Annotated in this window: 15 protein-coding genes and 1 riboswitch; of the genes, 8 read left to right on the top strand and 7 right to left on the bottom strand. The window is 62.9% G+C overall.

Going from position 1 to position 20422, the window contains the following annotated elements; translation table 11 throughout:
• The first annotated feature begins 15 nt into the window (after positions 1 to 15).
• The gene (mobF, locus tag EVS81_RS01555; RefSeq protein ID WP_130108832.1) at positions 16 to 2568 is read left to right on the top strand and encodes a MobF family relaxase; all 2553 of its coding nucleotides are present in this window, start codon (positions 16 to 18) and stop codon (positions 2566 to 2568) included.
• Positions 2569 to 2725: 157 nt separating this feature from the next.
• On the opposite strand, the gene erm is transcribed toward mobF (EVS81_RS01555), so the two are convergent.
• On the bottom strand, positions 2726 to 3487 hold the full coding sequence (gene erm / locus EVS81_RS01550) for a 23S ribosomal RNA methyltransferase Erm (protein ID WP_130108831.1): 762 nt from the start codon (positions 3485 to 3487) through the stop codon (positions 2726 to 2728).
• A 267-nt stretch (positions 3488 to 3754) separates the two neighbouring features.
• Positions 3755 to 7210 (bottom strand): MobF family relaxase, encoded by a 3456-nt coding sequence (gene mobF, locus EVS81_RS01545; RefSeq protein ID WP_240739913.1) that lies wholly within the window; start codon positions 7208 to 7210, stop codon positions 3755 to 3757.
• Between the two features lie 129 nt (positions 7211 to 7339).
• On the opposite strand from mobF (EVS81_RS01545), the gene EVS81_RS01540 reads away from it, so the two are divergent.
• From EVS81_RS01540 to EVS81_RS01530, 3 genes are all read left to right on the top strand, one after another.
• A complete protein-coding gene (locus EVS81_RS01540) occupies positions 7340 to 7927 on the top strand; it encodes a TetR/AcrR family transcriptional regulator (RefSeq protein WP_130108829.1) in 588 nt (195 codons plus the stop codon).
• A gap of 17 nt (positions 7928 to 7944) precedes the next feature.
• Positions 7945 to 9129: an MFS transporter gene (locus EVS81_RS01535; protein ID WP_070638153.1), complete on the top strand. Its 1185-nt coding sequence runs from the start codon at positions 7945 to 7947 to the stop codon at positions 9127 to 9129.
• 198 nt (positions 9130 to 9327) lie between these two features.
• A complete protein-coding gene (locus EVS81_RS01530; protein WP_130108828.1) occupies positions 9328 to 10191 on the top strand; it encodes an exopolyphosphatase in 864 nt (287 codons plus the stop codon).
• 290 nt (positions 10192 to 10481) lie between these two features.
• Here the strand turns inward: EVS81_RS01530 and EVS81_RS01525 are convergent, their stop codons facing one another.
• The gene (locus EVS81_RS01525) at positions 10482 to 12050 is read right to left on the bottom strand and encodes a recombinase family protein (RefSeq protein WP_130108827.1); all 1569 of its coding nucleotides are present in this window, start codon (positions 12048 to 12050) and stop codon (positions 10482 to 10484) included.
• A 36-nt stretch (positions 12051 to 12086) separates the two neighbouring features.
• Here EVS81_RS01525 and EVS81_RS01520 point away from each other — a divergent pair, with 36 nt between their 5' ends.
• The gene (locus EVS81_RS01520) at positions 12087 to 13106 is read left to right on the top strand and encodes a C-terminal helicase domain-containing protein (RefSeq protein WP_205879369.1); all 1020 of its coding nucleotides are present in this window, start codon (positions 12087 to 12089) and stop codon (positions 13104 to 13106) included.
• Between the two features lie 9 nt (positions 13107 to 13115).
• Here EVS81_RS01520 and EVS81_RS01515 read toward each other — a convergent pair whose 3' ends face one another.
• Positions 13116 to 14120 carry a DNA-processing protein DprA gene (locus tag EVS81_RS01515; RefSeq protein ID WP_130108826.1) on the bottom strand — a complete coding sequence of 335 codons (1005 nt, stop codon included), beginning with the start codon at positions 14118 to 14120 and terminating at the stop codon, positions 13116 to 13118.
• Positions 14121 to 14215: 95 nt separating this feature from the next.
• Here EVS81_RS01515 and EVS81_RS01510 point away from each other — a divergent pair, with 95 nt between their 5' ends.
• Entirely contained in the window at positions 14216 to 14638 is a 423-nt protein-coding gene (locus tag EVS81_RS01510) for a LexA family protein (protein WP_130108825.1), read from the top strand.
• A 103-nt stretch (positions 14639 to 14741) separates the two neighbouring features.
• Here the strand turns inward: EVS81_RS01510 and EVS81_RS01505 are convergent, their stop codons facing one another.
• Entirely contained in the window at positions 14742 to 15359 is a 618-nt protein-coding gene (locus tag EVS81_RS01505) for a hypothetical protein (protein ID WP_130108824.1), read from the bottom strand.
• A 29-nt stretch (positions 15360 to 15388) separates the two neighbouring features.
• A riboswitch (SAM riboswitch) is annotated at positions 15389 to 15505 on the bottom strand.
• A gap of 86 nt (positions 15506 to 15591) precedes the next feature.
• On the opposite strand from EVS81_RS01505, the gene EVS81_RS01500 reads away from it, so the two are divergent.
• Positions 15592 to 16320 (top strand): hypothetical protein, encoded by a 729-nt coding sequence (locus tag EVS81_RS01500; RefSeq protein WP_130108823.1) that lies wholly within the window; start codon positions 15592 to 15594, stop codon positions 16318 to 16320.
• 884 nt (positions 16321 to 17204) lie between these two features.
• Positions 17205 to 18500, top strand: coding sequence for a Y-family DNA polymerase (locus EVS81_RS01495; RefSeq protein ID WP_130108822.1), 1296 nt, complete (start codon positions 17205 to 17207; stop codon positions 18498 to 18500).
• A 33-nt stretch (positions 18501 to 18533) separates the two neighbouring features.
• On the opposite strand, the gene EVS81_RS01490 is transcribed toward EVS81_RS01495, so the two are convergent.
• Together EVS81_RS01490 and EVS81_RS01485 are read right to left on the bottom strand one after the other, a co-directional pair.
• Positions 18534 to 18899, bottom strand: a complete 366-nt coding sequence (locus EVS81_RS01490; RefSeq protein ID WP_130108821.1) for a sulfate permease — start codon at positions 18897 to 18899, stop codon at positions 18534 to 18536.
• 193 nt (positions 18900 to 19092) lie between these two features.
• Positions 19093 to 20337 (bottom strand): hypothetical protein, encoded by a 1245-nt coding sequence (locus tag EVS81_RS01485; RefSeq protein ID WP_130108820.1) that lies wholly within the window; start codon positions 20335 to 20337, stop codon positions 19093 to 19095.
• Positions 20338 to 20422: the final 85 nt, after the last annotated feature.

The raw sequence follows: 20422 nt of genomic DNA, 5'->3' as shown, positions 1-20422 counted from the left end.
GAAAGGTGCCCGACGATGACGGTGTCAATGCGGGTGATGTCCGCCGGTGACGGGTACAAGTACCTGCTGCGCACCGTCGCGGCAGGTGATGGTGACCGATCATTAACGACACCTTTGACTCGTTACTACTCCGCTGAAGGGACGCCGCCCGGCCGGTGGATGGGGGCCGGGCTTTCGGCGCTCGGCAGCGGGCAACTCATGGCCGGTGACGAAGTCAGCGAAGCACAGCTCCAGCTCCTTGTCGGGATGGGGCACGACCCAATCACGCGCGCTCCGCTAGGTCGGGCATATCCGGTCTATAAGTCAGCCGAACAGCGCGTTCAAGCCCGAGTCGAAGCCCTCGATTCCGTGCTGAGCCCGGTCGAACGCGGCCGAGCAGTTGCAGCCATCGAAGCTGAAGAGGCTGAGCGTGGAGGGCGCAAGGCTGTTGCGGGGTTCGACTTCACGTTCTCTATTCCAAAGTCAGCAAGCGTGCTGTGGGCGGTTGCCGACGCTGGAACCCAGGCGTTGATCGCCGAGGCACATCACGCTGCAGTTGCGCAGATGGTTGCGTATATGGAGCGCGAGATTGCATTCACTCGAACCGGTGCAAGCGAAGGCAACGGTGCGGTTGCGCAAGTGGATGTGCGCGGCGTTATTGCAACCGCCTACGACCATTACGATTCACGTGCGGGAGATCCGCACTTGCACACGCACGTCGTCATCAGCAACATAGTACAGACCGTGCTCGACAACAAATGGAGGTCTCTCGATAGCAGGCCGATGCATGCCGCGACGGTAGCGATCTCAGAGCTGCACGAGGCCGTGTTTGCGGATCATCTGACGCGGGTGCTTGGCGTCGAGTGGGAGCTACGTGCGATGGGTCGCAATCGCAACCCAGGCTGGGCGATCAGTTCGGTGCCGGAATCATTGGCTGCCGAGTTCTCGACTCGTTCCCGCCACATTGACGTCGAAACCGACAAGCTCATAGATAAATATGTCGAGCGTCATGGCCGCAGACCGAGTGCCGCGGTGATAATGAAGTTGCGTGCGCAGGCGACGCTCTCGACGCGGCCGGAGAAGACTTTGCACTCACTCGCGGATCTGACAGCTGAATGGCGTGACCGGGCGGGCACGATTCTGGGTGAGGATGCAACCGCGTGGGCGCAGCAGGTTGCATCGAACGATAGGCCATTGCTGTTCCGCGCCGATGACATTCCCCTCGACGTGATTCGCTCTATCGGTGAGAGCGTCGTTGCTGCGGTTGGCGAGAAGCGCTCCACCTGGCGGCGATGGAACCTCACCGCAGAAGCGGCACGGCAAACCATGGGCTACCGGTTCGCATCGATGGAGGATCGCGAAGCCATCGTCGGGCTCGTCGTTGATGCCGCCGAGCAAGCCTCCCTGCGGCTGACACCGTTCGACTTGGCTTCGAGCCCCGTCGAGTTTCGGCGCAGCGATCAATCCTCGGTGTTCAGACCGAAGAACTCAACCGTGTTCTCCTCAAACCTGCTGCTCGAAGCCGAAGACCGGCTGCTTGACCTCAGCCGCGACCTCACCGCGCCAACGGTGCCGCTGACAACGATAGAGAAGTTCGCGCGTCAGCCTGATCGAGATAGGCGCGTGCTCGGAGACGACCAGGCCGAAGCGCTCACTCGTATCGCAGTCTCGGGTCGAGTCGTTGATCTGCTCGTTGGGCCAGCTGGCGCAGGAAAAACTACCGCGATGCGTGCGCTGCGCCGGGCATGGGAATCAGAGCACGGACCCGATTCTGTCGTGGGGCTCGCGCCTTCAGCTGGTGCGGCGGAGGTGCTCGCCGAGGATCTCGGGATCCCCACCGAGAACACGGCGAAATGGTGGCAGAATCACCTGACTACCGGTGAAGGATTCTCAGCCGGGCAGCTGGTGATCCTCGACGAAGCCTCACTTGCGGGCACCCTGTCACTCGATCGCATCACGGCGCTTGCGGCGTCGGGCGGGGCGAAGGTGCTACTCGTCGGTGACTACGCTCAGCTCCAAGCGGTTGATGCTGGCGGAGCATTCGGGCTACTCGCACACAGCCGGGCCGATCTGCCCGAACTTGTCGATGTGCACCGCTTCACTCACCCCTGGGAAAAGACAACCTCACTAAATCTACGGCACGGCCGATCCGAAGCCATCGACTCCTATGACGAACACGGCCGCATCTTCGATGGTGAGACCGAAACCATGATCGATGCTGCATACGCGGCGTGGCGAGCTAACCGGGCCGTGGGGCGATCCTCGATCTTGATCTCTGACTCCAATGAATCAGTGGCGGCGCTCAACAGCAGAGCGCGCACCGACCTGATCCTCGATGGCACTGTGCGCGGGCCGCGCGAAGCAACGCTGCACGATGACAGCCGTGCGGCGATCGGCGACACGGTGATCACGCGCAAGAACGACCGCAGGCTCGTAGCGGGGCGCGGATGGGTGCGAAACGGTGACCGATGGACCGTACTCGACGTGCGGACCGATGGTGCGGTCGTTGCCCGTCGGCTCGGGGCGACGCGAGGCTGCTCTGTTGTGCTGCCCGCGGCGTACGTTGCCGAGCATCTGGAGCTGGGCTAGCCGAGGTTCCCCAAACACACTCACCTGTGAACGTGCGCGTGCGCGCGGTTCTATTCTACCGGTCGCCGTGAGGACGCTCACGCGACCGACTCGTCATCGCGGGCCGAGAGACCACGAATCGCGAAAGTTGTGTCGTGCATGGTGGCTCTGGGGGTGGCTACTCAGGTATCGCGTTCCAGATTCCGGCCCACTGCTCCGGTGTCAGGTCCCTCGGCAGTGCGCGTGTATCGACGCCGCACTGCCTCAGGAGTTGCCGGGCTCGGCCGGGGTCGATGTGGCTCGCGTTCGCGATGACACGGTCGAGGGTTCTGCCTCGGCCGGTGAATACCGCGCGTACGAACTGTTGGTACCGGGTGCGCTGCGAGCCGGGAATCAGCGGATCTTTGCGCCTGCTGATCTGGATGATGCCGCCATCGACGCTGGGGCGTGGTCGGAAACCCCAGGAGGGAACCCGGCCGTGGAGGTCGAAGGTGAACCAGGGCGCGGTTTGTGCGGTCAACATGGTGGAGCCACCGATCCCGCAGCGTTTGCGGGCGACCTCCCATTGCGTAAGGAGCACCGCCTGAGTCCAGGTGCCGACGCGGAGAAGTCGGCGCAGGATCGGGGTGGTGAGATGGAAGGGGATGTTCCCCACGATCACGGGGTGGTCGAGAGGGACGGTGAGCGCGTCGGCGTGATTGATTTTCACATCCGGCAGCGCGCGGCGGAGGCCAGCGATCCGGTGCTCATCGAGGTCAATCGCGGTCACCGGCCTGCCGAGCTGGGCGAGAGGTCTCGTGAGTGCGCCGTCTCCAGCGCCAAGTTCGAGTATCGGCCCTTTCGTCGCGGTGACTAGAGCGGTGATCTTGCTGATTGTGGGTGTGTGGATGAGGAAGTTTTGGCCGAGTTCGTGGCGGCCACCGTGGGATGAACGAGGCATGTTCGCGCTCCAAGAAAGAAAGGATGGAACGCCTCGGAAACAGGGCAGAGCGCAGACGGAGAAAATGGATGCGCAAAATCGCCGTTCCGAGACGCGAATGGTCTCTCGGATGGACGACGCGCGAAGCGTTCAGCGAGGCGCGCCGTCAGGCGCGGCGGTCGCGAACAGCAAGCGTGTGCGTCACAGCGAACACGCAAATCAAGTTACCCATGCCGATCATCTTACCCGATCGTAGCACAGAGTTCATCGGAGCAGCAAACCCGGGAATCACAGGCCGCGTGCTGGCCCGTCACGACCTGGGTCGCTGCCGGGGGTGGTGCGCTGGAACGGGTTGAGTTGCCGCTCTCGCTGCTCCAACAGCCGTCGTGTCTGTTCCTGCTCGGCCCGCTTGGCTGCAATGATTCGTGCAGCGTCGTTGACTGAGAGGTTGCGGAGTTCGTCGGCTTCGGCGCGCGCCAATGTTGCTCGCGTGAGGGCGTCTCGGGCAGCACGCTGTGGGTTGACGGTGCGCATTCCGAACTGATCGCTGCGTGCTTGCTCGGTTCCAATTTCACGAGCCAACAATGCGAACCGTTCTTGCTTGTGTCGCCGCGAGGTTTTTCCTCGGTCGGTGCGCGCAGCGTCGGCGGCGCGGGCGGCTTCGGCCACGCGGGGGTCACCTTTCGCTTTCTGTGCCGCTGTCTGGGCTGCCCATCCGGGGAGTGCTTGGTGATTACGGGGCGGTGCGCTGCCCCAGTTGTCGCGCACTCGCGCCCGTTGAGTCTGCGTCTGTTCCTTCGCGGCCTGGTGCTCGGCGCGGGCTTTGCGCCGACCGAACCTGCCGACGGCCGAGAGTCGGGTGCTGGCGGCGGCTTCGTCCTCGACAGCGGCAAGGTAGGTCGCGCCGTCCTGCTCTGCTCGTTGGACGAGTGGCCTGGTGACTTCGGTACGGACGTGCTCGGCTGCGTCCTCAGCAGCGTGGATTACGGCGTCGGCTTGCTCATCTTCGGCACGGTGGGCGTCTCGTTGGGCGTCGAGGCGCGCGGCTTTTTGCTCCCACCGGTCTGCCTGCTCCTTGGCGCGCTCGGCTACCTGGTCGAGGCGAGCGAGTTCTTCGGTGACGAGCTTGACCGGGCCATTGGCGACGAGGCCGCGTACGGCTTCTGCTGCTTGGGCTGTGACGTGGGCGAGGCCTCGGTCTGCAGGGTCGCGTTCCAATGCCTCGATGAACTGTGCTCTGGCATCGGCCATGTCTTCGGCGATGACATGCAGCCGGTTGGTCTCGCGGCCTCTGGTCATCCCGACGTAGACCCCGGCCGCGGTGGTCGCCTCCGACAGGATTGTGTGGGAGGTGGTGACGGTTGCGCCTTGGACGCCATACGCGGTCGCCGCATAGGACAGGTGCGCATGCCCGGCCACATACTCCGGCGGCAGGGTGACAGTGCGGGGGTTCTTGCGGCCGCTGCCAACCTCGCGGGCATAGACGGTGCCGTCGTCGGCGATGTGCTGGACGATCCATTGCTGTCGGTTTGCGACTCCGAGCGCGGTGTCATTTCTGCGGGTCTGGATCAGGTCACCGGCCCCGATGGGCAGGCCGTCGCTGCCGGTTGCCGTCACCTCGTCATCAACCTCGCCACGCTCAACCCGGCCGGTGCGCATGCGCTCATTCAACTCCGCCGCCTCGTCGTTCGTAACGACCGTGATCGCCTCGCCATGGTGAGCGGTCTCGGTGATACGCTCGCAGGCTTGCTCATCATCGGCGTGCAACGTCACGAGCCCCAGCACGGCAAGCTGGTCGAACACGTCGCCAGGGGTCTCGCGATCGCGCAACGCCAGCGTGAGTGCTGCGTACTCGGCATCGGCGAACCTGTGTAGTTCGGTCATGTCATAGGTTCGGCCACGTATCTGCGCGGCCATTTCGAGCACCCCGCCTCGGCCGACGGCGGGGAGTTGGGCGCGGTCGCCGACGAGCGCGACGTTCGCGCCTGCCTCGGCAGTGACGGCCAGGAGGGCGTGAGCGGTGTCTTGGTCGAGCATCCCGGCCTCGTCCACGATCACCCGCTCACCCCGCGACAAGCGCGTATCTTTCGGCGGGCCGGTGTAGGCGCGACCACTCTCGGGGTCGGTATCGCCCACAGCGATGCGTGTCCATACGCCGTCAGCATTCCAGCGCCACCCGTGCGCATACACGAGCGCCGCGACGCTGGTTGCGGGCACCCCGAGTTCTTCGTGCGCGACCTGCGCGGCGCGCAACGTCGGGGCAACCACCCGCGACGGTCTGCCATGCTCGGCGGCAACGTCGATGGCGGTGCGGAGCATGGTCGTCTTTCCGCTGCCTGCTGCTCCTTCCACGATCACCAGCGCATCGGCAGATGCGACGGCCGCTGCCGCGACCGTCTGCCCTCTATCGAGTCCGGCGGCGATCGCCGCCTCTGTCACGTCGGGGTGCTCCGACTTCCGCTTTGGCTTCGTGGCGGTGAGTTGGTCGCGGAGCGCGGCCTCTGCGGTGAGCACGCTGAGGCTGGTCAGGTGCGCGACATGCTCCGGCGTCGCCGCGCCAGGCGGCAGCACCGAGAAGCAATCCGAGACGGCAAGCTCGGTCGCCAGGGTGATGAACTCCCGTAACTCGGCAGGGGTTGCCTGCACACCTGCTTCGGTGGTGATGCGGGTGACGTGCTCCTGGAGCGTGTGCCTCGTCCACGCCGAGGATGAGGCGGCGCTCCGATCCAGCGCCCGCGATGCAACCTCCTGCACTGATAGCTCATCCACCGCGACGGCTGGTTGCGAGGTGCGGTGCTCAGACGTTGCGGGGTCGTATCCGGCCTCACGGAGTTCCTGCACCCACCATTGCTCATCCTTGAGGTCGACAGGCTTCTTGCCAGGCCGCTGGTGCGTCCACGCGATGCCTTGCAACCGCGCCGTCATCACCCGCCCCAGCTCCTCGCCCGGATGCGCGGCCTCCCACTCGGCTTCGAGCCGGTCGAGGTTGCGCCTGATCTGCGCCGACCGCTTCGACATCATCGCGTTGAACGGCTCCAACTCCCTGATTTCGCCGCTGGCCGGGTCGAGAGCCAGGCCATGCCTGGTAAGGGTCTGCGCGAGCTGCGGGTGCGCAGCGATCACCGCCGTACCGAGGGCGCGGATCGCGCCCTGCTGCTTGAACAACGCTGCCGTATCCAGTGCCCGCCACTTCCCAGCCGCCCACACCCGCATGCCGATCTGCATATGGATATGCCGATGCGGATCACCCGCACGCGAGGTCTTATGACGGATACCGACGACCTGCATCCGCTCGATAGGCAACACTTCCCGCGCATCACGCGGACCGACCCGAGTGACCGAGTGCTGACCCAGCCACTGGCGAATCTCCGCAAGGGCGTCCTGCTGCGCAGCGTCGAGTGCCACCGATACATCGGGGTGGAGTGCAGCGGCAACCGACAGGCTCTTGGGGGCATTGATCGTCATCTCCGCGAACAACGGCGACCCCTTCATACCCACGGCCGCCGCGCGCGGAGTTCCCATCGACTCGCCCGTGCCGGGATTGATCCAGTCCACCCACCCCTCGTACTCATCCGCCGACAGAGCGTGGGTAGCGGTGACTTCGCCGCGCCCGTCGAGTACCGCGTACTCGGCCACGGCATCATCCGCGCCGAGGTAATACTCATCCGCGCGGGAACGGTCGGCTTCGATATAACGGCGCGCGGCAGCACCGTTGCCGCGAAACAGGATCACCCCGCCCTTCATCTCGGCCTCCCTCATGAGTTGTCTCATGAGGGAGGTGCGCACGCCCCACCCACGGTGGCATACGTGCATCACTGCTTGTTGGCGGGAGAAGGTTGTGGCGGTCATTTACGTACGTGTTAGCCTGTATGTATGAGACGTTCGGTTGAGGACGCGGAACATACGCGTCTGTCGCTGTGTGAGGCGGCGTTGATGGCCTTCGAGGAGAAGGGGTGGCGGGGGGCAACGTTCGAGGCGATCTCAGAACAGGCGGGAGTGACCCGCGGTGCGTTGCATCATCACTTCCGACACAAGGCCACGCTCCTGCGCGATGCCCTCGCATGGGGCTGGGGTGAGTATGCCGACCGACTGTTCCCGTCCGAGGTGACCCCGGACGCAGCCACCGGGCTGGCCCGCCTGCTGTCGGAGTACGTGCGCCTATTGAGTGCTGATCCGTTGTTCAGGGCGCTGGCGTCTTCGACGGTGCTGGTCGCACCGCAGGCGTTCGATGACGCTTCGGAGAAGGGGGCCGGTCTGGATGTCTGGCATGCCCGCCTGAGCGAGCTGATCGCTGCCGACACTTCCGTGACGACCGCCCTGCCTCCCGCGCAGATCGCGGGCTTGGCGCTCGTCCTGCTTCAGGGGCTCACCGTGACCGCGGTGACCCGCCCACAAGACCTTCCACAATCCCCACACCTTGAAAGCGCGGTCGCCGCGCTGGTTCGGGGGTTGATCTCCTAGAAAGACCACTCATTTCCATGACAACTCCACACACCGCCCCTGCCGGGGGCACCACTCCCACGCGCGCGCTGGTCGTATCGTCCGCCGCGCTGTTCACCGACATGCTCGTGCACGGCCTCGCCGTCCCAGTTCTCCCGCTCCTGCCCTCCGTCGTTGAAGTGGGGCCGGAGGCAACCGGGATCCTGTTCTCCTCGTACGCAGCGGCGATGATCATCGCAACGCTGTTCGCCGGGCGCATCGTGGACCGGTACGGCCCCCGCACACCGCTGCTGATCGGCCTGGTGGGGCTTGCGGCGGCGACGCTGCTGTTCGCCACCGGCGGCCCGTACTGGCTGCTGCTCGTCGCCCGCCTCGCCCAAGGCATCGCGGGTGGCATGTCGTGGGTCGCAGCCCTCTCGCTGATCGCGGCCACCACCCCGATGGAAAAGCGCGGCCAGTCGATGGGTATCGCACTGTCCACCATTACCCTCGGTGTGCTGATCGGTCCGCCGTTGGCCGGGTTTCTGGTCGAGCACTTCGGCACCGCATCTCCGTTTCTGTTCGCTGCCGCGGTCGCACTGGCCGATGGAGTGTTGCGGATCGTGCTCGTGAAGGACTCGCCCCGCGTCACCGATGACACGGCGGGGCCGCTCGCGGTACTCAAAGTGCCGGGGTCATTCTCTATCGTTCTCGCCGTCGCGGTCGGCGCGGCAGTGCTCTCTGGCATCGAGCCGGTGCTCCCGGTCCATTTGGGGGCAAGTTCGCTGACGATCGGGTTGCTGTTCGGGCTCGCTGCCCTCGCCTCGATCATCGCGAACCCCATCGTCGGTCGCCTGGTGTCCACCGCATCACCCAGGCTGCTCGTCGGTGCGGGGGTCGTCGCGGTCACCGCCGCACTCGTGGTGACCGGGTTCGCCACCGAATTGTGGCAGACCTGCATCGGCATGATCCTCCTCGGAGCGTCCTCGGCACTGCTGCTGGCCCCGGCCACCACGCTCATCAGCGAACAGGGATACAAGTCCACGCCACCGACGCTCGGCGGCTCATTCGCGCTCTACAACCTCGCCTACGCCGCAGGACTCGCGGGCGGCCCACTCCTCACCGGCATCAGCACCGGACAGTGGGGCTTCACCAGCGCGATGGTCATCACCGCCGCCATGCTCGCTGTGATCGGCGGGGCAGCCCTCGCGCGGCTCCCACAGGCAGCACGACAAGCCGAATAGCCCATCGGATCAGCAATCGGGCGGAACCACTGCGGGCCTGTCGTCCGCAGACGGTTCCGCCCGATTGCTGGATCGCATACCCGACTCGAGGGGTGACAGGACAGTACTTCTGCTGACGAACGGCAGGCGTAGCTGGCGCACTAACGCCTGTCTTGATTTGGGTTCCGGTGCCGCACCTCCCTTGTGGGAGGCGTCACCGTGGACGAACACACCTCACCCGCTACCAACGATGCTGCGGGAACGACTGGCTCGACCAGCAGCAGCTTCGAGAGCCCAGAAGTTCTACGTTCCCTCCTCATCCGGTTACACGACGCCGGGCCGGGTGCATGGCGGGGTGAGCCTGAAGCCGCCGACCTCATGCGCTATACGGCGATCAAGTACCGACCACTTGCACGTAAGCATGGCTTGGATGCTTGGGCGGTGGCGTCCGCCGCGTTCGAGGTGATGCTCGCGCCCTCGACCAGGAACGCTGTCAACCCGTGGGCGGTGGTGACGCGTGCTGTGCAGATCACCTGTCACGCGGAGACTCGTGCCGCTGGGATGCTGACCTCTGCCAGCAAGGTGCGTCACACCGCTCGGATCGCCGGGTTTCACGATGCTGTGCGGTTTGCCGAGCGTGAGCGCTTGGCTGACTACCATCCGGCGTTCACGCACCATGATGACGGCGACGCGGACGAGAGCGAGCACGAGGCGCGGGTGGCCGCGATGCTCTCTGCCACGGTCACGCTATTAGAGTCTGCGGGCTGGGATGCTGCGCTCGTTGCCGAGTGCGTCGAACATGTGGCCTACCGGCTTGCCGATCTGTCTTCTCGGCAGCGCGGCGTTGAGGTACTGCGCTGTGACCACGCGATCCCGATACTGCTCGGCATACCGCCCCGCTCGTGGTCTGCGCTGTTGCGGATCGTGCTCGGGCACCCTGACCCGAAGCATGCGGGCACTCCGATGGGTGATGGTGTGCTGCTGCGATTACTGAACGGCGAAACGCTGGACAGTCTGCGCGACGATGAGGCACTGTTGAAGATGATCTACGCCGCGAACCCCGCCGAGCGCGCCGCGCCTTGATTTGGGGGTGGGACTCCGCACCTAACGGTATGAGCACCTACACCGAAACCCCCGCTGCTACGTCCACCGCCCCCACACCATCACCTGACGCCACGCTCGGCGCGCGACTCGCCGCTGCTTCGCGGCACGCACAGGGCCTCGCTACCGCCGTGAACGATCCTGCGGTATTGGCCAAACTGCGCGAACTCTGCACCGCCCCGCGCTCCATGCGCGCGTCCGTCGCGGAGAGACGCGACGGCCCCGCACCCTGAACGACTCAGAGCTGTGGGGCCGGTCACGCGCGATCCGATCTATGCGCGCCAGACGAACTCGACCCGGCGTGCGAGCACTGCCGCACGGTGCGCATCGCGGCGCACATGGAACGCCTCGGTGCTCTCGTTGCGGCGCTTGGGCACGGCGGTCATCATGTCCGCTGGGTGCGCATGCACGAGCACTGATTGCAGGATCAGGCTCGCCGCCTGGTACTGCCACATCGGGGTACGCCCCTCCCACTCAGCCGCGACCGTGGTCATGTCGATGTTGAGCCCCGCGTGCTGCTCGGGCAGCGTCGCCGCATGCTCGCGCCGGGTCGCCTCGATGCGCTCCGCGATCCTCGCGCGTTGCCGCACCCACATGGCTTTGTCGATCAGACCGTCGTAGTAGTCATCATCGAGCCGTCCCAGACGCTCCCGATCCTGGTCGAGCGTCGCTGCGAGCCCGATCCGTGCCGCAAGGTCGCTCCCGGAGGTTCGCTGTTTCGTGGGGTGGAGGGTGATCTGCTCGAACGTCGCGAGCACTGCTTCTTCGACAAGCTTGGCGATTTCGGCGGAGCGAATCGAACGGGTGCACCCTCCTGGGGTTGGCTGTAAGCACTGGTATACGCCACCCCGGTGAATCATCGCTGTGCCGCACAGTGAGCAGCGGATGAGCCCCGAGAACGGATACATCCGCACCGCGGCACCGCTGCCGGGTTGGTGGAAGTTTCGGGCCTTCTTCCGCGCGTCGAGGACATCGGAGACTTGCTGCCAGGTGTCCTCGTCCACAAGCGCGGGCCACGCCGCTTTCACCTGCATCTTCGAGGTTCGCGCGCGGCTTCCGTCCGGCATGACGGGCCGGTACTCGCGCACTCCCTTGTTGGAGGGGTTGTAGAGCACCATCTTGAGCGTGCGATCCGACCAGGCGCATCCGTGGGTGGTGAGGATGCCGCGCTGGTTCCAGTCCTTGCGTATGCGGTACAGGGAGTCACCGGCGAGCACTCGTTGGTACATCTCGACCACCAATGGCCCGGTCACCGGATCAATCAGAAGCGCGCCTGCCTCTGCCCGGTACCCGAATGGCACCCTACCGCCGTGCCAGGCCCCCTCGATAGCCTGCTGCTTCGCTGCCCGTGCGACACGGCGGGCGGTGTCAGCCGACGACTTGTTCGCCATCGCGACCAGCACCCTGGCCATCGCCACATCAGAATCCGTATCCAACCTGAGCGAGCCGGTGACAGAGCGGACGGTGAACCCTCCGAGCACCTTCGCGTCGATGAGGTCTTCCAAATCTCTGGGGTCGCGCACCGCCCGATCAAGGTCGTACGCGATCATCACCTGCGCCTGACCGTCCACGAGGTGTTTCAGCATGGCGCGGAACTGCGGACGAACAACCCGCCGCACCCGCTCACCCGACGGGAGCGTGATCGTGCGCTGCTTGAACGCCGATGTGTCATTCTCACGGAACACCGCCGCGACTTCCCACCCGTGGGCGGCGGCGTAGGCGCGGCAATCGGCCTCCTGCCGATCCACGCCGCGCTCGGTGCCCTCGGGGTCGTCACTGATCCTGACGTACACCACTGCACGCAACGGCTTTGTGCTCGGTTTCTGCTCGTTGTGGCCCATTTCTCGGCCCCGCCTTCCTACTCGTGTGAGAGGTAGGTGCGTTTACAGAACCTCGGCTACGCGGTCACCTCGTATCGTGCTCAGGGTGTCACGACCGACACCGCGCATGTGCTCGTTGACTCGTCGATGACGCGCGAAAACCTGTACGTCGCCATGACGCGCGGGCGTTTCGTGAACCGAGCGTATGTGGCGGTGGATCGACCCGAGGCCCTACACAGTGGGCCGCACCCAGCCGATGATGACGGAGCAACGGGTCGGAGCGTTCTATACGGCGTTCTGCAGAACGTCGGGGCGGAACTCTCGGCTCACGAATCGCTCGTTGCCGAGCAAGAAGCCTGGGGCACGATCGCGCAGCTCGCCGCGGAGTATGAAACCATCGCTGCCGTTGCGCAGCGAGACCGGTGGGCAGGGCTGTTGCGGGCCTCTGGGCTGTCACCGTCGGATGCTGAGGCTGCAATCGATTCAGAGGCATTTGGGCCGTTGACCGCTGAGCTTCGTCGTGCCGAAGCAAACCATCACAACGTGGATGCTTTGCTGCCACGACTGGTGCGCGCGCGCGGCTTTGATGATGCCGATGATATCGCTGCGGTCTTGCGACACCGGGTTGCGTCGGCGACATCGCGTGCTGCTGGTTCGGGACGCTCGCGTAGAGCACCTCGTTTGATAGTCGGGCTGATCCCAGAAGCCAATGGGTCGATGAGTAACGAAATGCGAACAGCGCTTGAGGAGCGCCGAGCTTTGATTGAGGAACGGGTGGGTGCAGTGCTCGATCGTGATGTTGCTGGCGGAGCAAGATGGGTCGGTTCACTTGGGGCCTTGCCGACCGATCCACGACGTGCAACCGCGTGGCGGCGGTCAGCTCGCATCGTCGCCGCATATCGAGACCGCTACCAGATCACCAGCGACGCTGCGCTCGGCGCACCAGCCGACGTGACCGCCCAGAAGATCGACCGGGCACGCGCTGAAGCAGCATTGCGTGCGATCGAGAACCTCAACCGCCCACGTCATCCAGAAATGCCCGTGCGTGCAGCAGAGCCCCGCGGGTTGCGCTTGTGAAAGGATTGCTCACATCCCTTGCGGGGTAATGCTCCGCGGACGTGAATGCCACTGCTTGAGCTGGTGTGTTTGGTTGAATGCTCGCTGAGGCGGTTGTTGCGACTCAGATGCGAGAAGCAATCGCTCGAAGTCGAAACTGCCAGAGACTAGCTGTGCGCGGCCGTCTCGAATCGCCTGATTCGTGCCGTAGCTCGCGGCGCTCGTGACCGGGCCCGGGACCGCACCCACGATGCGCCCGAGATCCTGCGCCTCTTGCGCGGTGCGCATGCTGCCAGAGTGGGCGCCAGCCTCAACGATGACGGTGGCACCCGCGAGTGCCGCCTGAAGACGCGCCCTGTCGATGAAACGCTGTCGGGTTGGTGCGGACCCGGGCTGCACCTCAGATATGACAAGCCCGCGCTGGGCGATCCTTTCGAGGAGCTGATTGTGGGCTGCCGGGTACGGGCGGTCGGTACCCGACGCCATCACTGCGATCGTGCTGCCGTCCCCGGCAAGTGCGGCGCGGTGAGCGGAACCTTCGATGCCGTAGGCGGCACCAGCCACGACCGTTCGGCCCTTCTCGGAGAGGCCGCTTGCGATTTCTTCGGCGACGAAAGTGCCGTAGCCGGTAGCTGCGCGTGCTCCCGTAATCGTGACGCGGTCAGCAGCATCGCCACGGAGCAGATCGGTGTTGCCGTTAACCCAGAGCCCATAAGGGGTGCGGTCACCGAGGTCATTCAATGAGGAAGGCCAGTCGGTGTCATCGGGAATGATGAACCGATATCGTGCGCTCTTTGCCGTAAGGGAGGCGGCTTGATCCATGCCGTGATGAGTGCGAATCTGTTCGCGCCAGACCGCAGCTTCGGCGCGATCCATGCCGGGTATCTCAGTGTCGCGATCTGCAAGCGCGATCAGCTCTTCTGCGCCAACGCGGGTGAGCAATCGTCCGGTTGCCTCGTCGTTAGGCGTGCCGACAAGCGAGAGCAGCAGGCGTGCGGATCGCTCGTCTCTTACGAGATCGGAGAGGGTAGGCATCAGCTGGCTCCTTCGCTGTCAAAGCTCACCACACAGGTGCGTGCCCAGGGCCACAACACAATCATTCGAATATACGTTCGGTAGAGTGCTTGGTGATGCAAAATCCCGAACCCCTGCTGCTCACGCTCGACGTTTCACTGCCAGTCGCCCCTGAGACTGCGCAGTGCGGGTTTCCGAGCCCAGCGCAGGACTACCCAACCGAAGAGCTGAGCCTTGTCGAGCATCTCATTCGCGACCGTGCGGCCACCTACTTCTGGCGAGCTGCGGGGCGGTCGATGGAGCCCGTGATTCCAGACGGGGCGCTGCTGATCGTTGATCGCGGTGTCACGCCGGTGCCTGGGCGCATCGTGGTTGCGATCGTTGACGGCGAGTACACGGTGAAGCGCCTGCATATTGACCAGAGCGGCCAGGTCACACTGCGGGCCGAAAACCCAGGGTTTCCGCATCTCGTGCTGCCCGAGCTGAGCGAGATGACGGTGTGGGGCGTCGTTACGTTCATCATCAGCCCGGCCTCATAATGGCGGTGGATCGGCGCGCACTCAACCGCCACTCAACAGGAGTCGCAGAGAACCTGAGAGGGGCTGTTGTTCACCCCTGCTCAGGTCCCTGCTGATATCGCACTTAGGGTCGAGGATGTTTGACGTCCAGGGCAGCGAATGTACGAGCGCCTAGAGCCTCCTGGTGCCGCCTGTACTCGCGCGGCGTCAGCCCACGGGCTACGAGTTCGCGAGCGCGCTCGGGGTAACCGAACACCTCGGGCAACCCACCGGCTTGCAATTGCTGCATGGCCTCGTGGCGCACTTGCGAGCCGGGGTGTGTGAAGCCGTGCGGCTCGTACTGAAACAGATTCCAGCACCAGGCGACGGCGTCGCCCCGGCTGAACCCTGCCCAGCGCCCTTCAGTGATCACCCGATCAGCGTTGGGGTCGGCCAGCGCCTCCTCGATTTTCGCCCAACCGAGCAAGCGCCGCTTCTCAGCAGCAGACTCCCGCTGGTTTTTTGCTTCCTGCTCGGCGTTCTCGACCGTGCCTCTGACTAGCTCGTTGAGCTGATCCGCAGAGATCTCGCTGCCTTCCGTGTCACCGACGAAGCCGACCGGCGGATGGGCCGCCAGCACTGCGAGTGCAGCTTGCTCGGTTTCAAACTCATGCCCTGACTGAATCGGGACGTGCTGGTAACGCAAATTGAGTTCACCCCACCAGCCGTCGCGGTCGGTGAATCTGTTCTTTGACGTAGGCATGTTGAATGCCCCTCTCCGGGGCATCGCCCCATCGAATCTTGCATCACGAGGTTTCGTGAGCCCGTTCTTCCCCTGGGACACCCGGGAGTCGATGGATTCGGGTTGTCGCGCGACCAGCCAGGTACCTACGGTCACGACTCTTGAACGTGAAAGCGAGCATAGCAGACCTCTTTCATGCGTTCGAGACTAGGCTTTCAGAGACTGGCTAAACGCAAAGATTACGGTGGGCTCAATGGATGATGAAACAAATGCACGAAGGTTCTTGAACGCTCACGCTGACATCGAAACTGAACTTACGCGACAGCAGGGAGAATCGCTGCCCGGGTCTAAACGTCCAAAGTTCTGGGACTTGGTTGATAACTCGAATGAGTTAATACCAAAGCACAAAGAAGCCTTGAAGCTCTTCGGTAACCTACGTAACGCGATAAGTCACAGTCGTTATCTCAACGGTGAACCTGTTGCAGAGCCGAGAGCAGATACGGTCGAAGAGATCGAGCGCATTCGCGACTTGGTACTTAAACCCCCTCGACTTAAGGATGCTCTAAATGCGCATGGTAGGCCACATGTGTTCTCGCCAAGTGACGACGTCAAGACGTTTTTACGACTAGTTACAGACCACGACTTTTCCCAAGCGCCGGTTAAAGTTGAACAAGGCCGATATGAACTCATCACGACCAATGCTGTAGCGCGATGGTTTGCACACAATCTCGACGAACAGGGCGGGCTTCTGGACAGTGCAACTGTGGGCCATGTACTGACATACGCCGAAACTGGAGATCGACTTCAGAAGGTCGGGCACGATACTACAACGGCGAAAGCCATCAATATCTTTTCAGGTCAGGCTTCATCTGACAGGGAGCCGCCAGCTGCATTGTTGGTGATGGATCTTCCAGGTCTGCCACCGCAACGGCTCTCTGTCCGAGCAGACCTCGCGCTACTTTACGCACAGCTTGGTGAATAGTGAGTACCCGAAAGAAGGGTCACCACAAGCGACTAGGTGACAACGAGTACAACCCAAAACGGGTTTCAAAACGAGACGCTTCACGAGTTTCTGCCTCAGAGTGCCCCTCATGCCTTCGTCTGATTTTGCAACAAGGTCGTGACCTCGCACCTCACCTGAATGTTGGGGGCCAGGAGCTTTGCGTTCAGTCGGCTAATTCTTCCGCTGAGGACGCACTCGTTAGAGCCAGTGCTGAAAAACGCGTGCGCAGAAAGCACAGGCTCGCAGTCTGTGCAACGTGTCGGCAATTAGTGATTCGCTCTCCCGCGGGAAAATTGGAAGCACATCAGGATTTATACCATAGGCGTTGCAGGAAGGGTCGGACTGCAAGGATGGAGAAATGCGCGACAGATACCCCTCCCACTCAAGCGCAGGTCAGTCAATTTCAGCTGCGACTCAAGCGTGCTCTCTTGGAATACGAACGCCTTGTAAAACTCGAAACAGCCCTGACCACCAGGCCCCAAGAAAAGCGGCAACCGAGGGAAAGACCGAACTTTCGAGGTCTCACCCAGGAAGGTTTGTTCGGTCGAGCACCAGAGGAAAAGCATCGCAACGAATCTGGAAATAATGATGCATCGGCCCGACCGTACTTTGATCGCCCCTCGACGAGTGTGAGGGCTGTGAACGGTGGTTCACCAGGTTCTTCGCGACGCAAATTTTGAGGTCGCTAGCAAATTATTGTCTCTTCATAGTTGTGCACGAGTACCATGAGTCTCTAGGTATTGATGGATGTGGTCTGATTGGAAGGCTAGATTCGTCTCCAATCTGGAGGATCCATACGGCTTGTACTTCCTGCGCTTTGCCCGTCCGCAGTTAATGTCTGGGGCAAGCCATATTCTCCGTATGTGCCAGGAACATCACAGACGATAGCGCTGATCGACGCCGAGAGTTTCTACGCCAGCTGCGAGGCCGCATTCGATCCAAAGCTGCGCGACCGCCCCATAGTCGTGCTCTCAAACAACGACGGCTGCGTCGTCGCGGCGAATATTCTTGCGAAGCGGCTCGATCCTGGCATCATGTTCAAGCCCTACTTTCAGATTCAGGCCTGGGCAGAGACGATGGGCGTCGCGGTGCGATCGTCGAACTACGAGCTATATGGCGCCGTGTCGAACAGAATCGCCGAGATCATCTCGCGCTACTCCGCCTGGCAAGAGGTGTACTCGATTGACGAATCGTTTATTGGATTACAAGGATCACCGGGAGAGTTAGAAGCCATCGGGCGTGAGATTCGCAAGTCTGTGCGCATGCTCACGGGGGTGCCGGTGCGCGTGGCGATGGGGGCCACGAAATCGCTCGCGAAAGTCGCAGCGATCGGTATTAAGCAGACGCCCAGCCTGAACGGGGTGCTGCACCTTGGCAGATACGGCGAAGCGCAGTTAGGGGTGATCCTCGAATCAATTGCCGTCACCGATCTCTGGGGTGTCGCCGGGCGCACGGGCAAGAAGCTTGCCGCGATGAACGTGCACAGTGCCCGCGACCTGCGCGATCTCGACGCGAAGTGGGCGCGCAAGAAATTCAACGTGAACATGGAGCGCATCGTGCTCGAACTGCGCGGCACCCCGTGCATTCCGCTCGAACTCATACCGCCTGCAGCCAAAGACCAGCTGATCTTCTCGCGCAGCTTCTCGAAGAAGATCACTGACAGACACGATATGCAGCAGGTGATCTCGCTGTACGCGCAGCGAGTATCGGCGAGGCTACGCGCACAGGGATCACTCGCCGGGCACCTGTCTGCGTGGGCAATGACAGGCTGGGCAGACACCGGCACCGTTTCTCACAGTGCTCAAGCTTCCGTGGGGCTTTCCACGCTAACTGACGACCCGATCACGCTCACGAAGGCGGCGCGTGTGCTGATGCCAAAGCTGTTTCCAACCGAGGGAATCAGATACGCCCGCGCCGGTGTCGTGCTCACCGACCTGCGACAGGCTGACGGCGTGCAACCGCTCGACCTCTTCAGGCCAGAGTTCGAGGGACGCGGCGTGGGGCAAGCCCTCGACCAGATCAACCAGAAGTTCGCGACCACCGCGGTTGGCGTCGGACTTGGCGGCATGAAGGCCCCACCCGGTTGGGAGATGAAACGCGAGTTGCTATCTCGGAGATGCCTCACCAACTGGGATGAGCTACTCGTCGCTGCGGCGTAATTCAGTGCGCGAGGTTGCTTGCTGACTTCGTGTTCAGGCTCTGACGAGTTGCTCGTTCGCGTATACGGCAGGCGCTTCGGCAGCGGACCTCTGGAGTCGCCGCTCGTGGACGCGGACACGCGCGAGGAGCCCCATGCAGACGATACCGTTCAACACGAACTTAAACGCGTTCCAGATGCACACGAGCACGACGAGGTAGAGGCAGTTCGTTGCACCGTCGTCGATGAGCGCGGTGACGTACGCGGCGACAAAGCAGTAGGGGATCGCCAACAGCATTGCGGGCACACCCCATTTGAGGCCGCGCCGGGTGCGGAGCGCATCGAGTGCAATGTTCGTTGGTATGAAACGACGCATGAAGCTGCGGACGTAGATACTGATGATCCAGATCAGGCGAAACATGATGACAGTCCTCTTCCCATCGAGGGCGACAAGAAGAAAAGACTGTCCAGCCAAGGCCGTTGGTCGTGCCAACACTTCGGGTGCTGGCGTAGCAGGTAGAGGCCGCCTGCAAACAGGGTACGCTGTGGCAGAGAAATTCGCGACGTCCACGATCTGGTTCAGAAGATCACGGTGCGTGGATCCTTCCGGAGCATCACCAACTGCGTGAGTTGTGCCGCTTCCACTCTCGCCATTCGTCGTATGTCAGATCTGGTCGATCTCCCTGAGGCAGTGGAATTCGGCGGAGTGGATCCGATTCTTCCAAGTGCTCCTCAGACCACGAGAGGTAGGCGCCGAGAATCTCGGGAAACTCGTGCTCCGGTCCGCGCTCCGCGGTGGCACGACGGAGACTAGCGACGACTTCGCTCAGTTCACGGTGCCGAACAAAGTCTGCGCGAAGCTGCTCCAAAGTGTCGTACCAGCTTGAGTACCTCGCAGCACGCTTGCGAAGTTGCTCTGCGCGCTCGCGCTCAAGTTGGCGTTGGATTTCTATCTGACGCTGTCGTTCAGCTAACTCTCGTGCGTGGACGGTGAGCTGTTCGATCTTCTCGACAGCACGCAGCAGCTTGTCCTCAATGCGTGTGCTGGCAGTGTCATCGAGAGTGAGGGAGTTAGATGAACCAGACCGCAGGTCGAGACGGAGCCGGTCGGTAGGGAGGTAATCATATTTCGGGGGTCGCGACCAGCTGTACTTCGCCTGTTCAGCCAATTCCTTTTCAGTTGGCACATGATCGACCCTCTTGTGCTGAACTCTGAAGCGAAGAGCCGCGGGTGCTGCACCGGCGTCGATTGAAAACAAGTCAGGGCCGGGGGAGACGCGCTTCCGGCGACCGTTCCAACGGTCGACCTCGAACTTGGACGGGTTCGGGATGACCTCCCAGCCGCGGCAAATGGCCTCTTGAGCGAGGGCGTGCAGAATTAGGAGTGCCCGTGAGTGCTGCTCTGCCGGAATACCGAGACGGGCTTTGTGATCGACGATCTCCTTGACTGCCTTGTGCGGGCGCCGCAATTGATCGGGAATCGGAAGAGTCTCACGGTGGATGGTTTGTCTGGGCTCAGCTTCTGAGTCGGATGCATCTTGGAGTTCGGCGGGTGCAGCGCTGACAACCGCAGCCTTATGTGCTCGCTTGGGAGAGGGCGTTGAAGCGGCGGCCTTTGCTTTGGGCGTCGGCTTCGGTGGCCCTGCCTTGGGGTGAAAGCCGTGCTCGAGATAGAACTTTCCTGCGTCCGTGATCTCGATACTCCAGCGGCCTCTTCGTTTGTCCAGATTGACGAGGCCACGGGTGTGAAGCGCGACAGCGCTTGTCTTGAACGTGTCGTTGGGAGGGTGTTTGAGGTCTGCGCCAGCAGCGACCCATCGGAGGACAAGAAGCTGCGCATCGTTGAGCGTGTGGTTCATGCTCCAAGTCTGAATGTCGACTGTGAACTGAACAATGCGAGTCAACCCGCAAGATGGGAAAGTCCGCGGACGTTGCGAGACATGA

Origin of the sequence: Leucobacter triazinivorans (genome assembly GCF_004208635.1) — a bacterium.
In the GTDB taxonomy this organism is placed as follows: Bacteria; Actinomycetota; Actinomycetes; order Actinomycetales; family Microbacteriaceae; genus Leucobacter; species Leucobacter triazinivorans.
The sequence above is the reverse complement of the archived record's forward strand: the minus strand, read 5'-3'. Positions and strand labels throughout refer to the sequence as shown.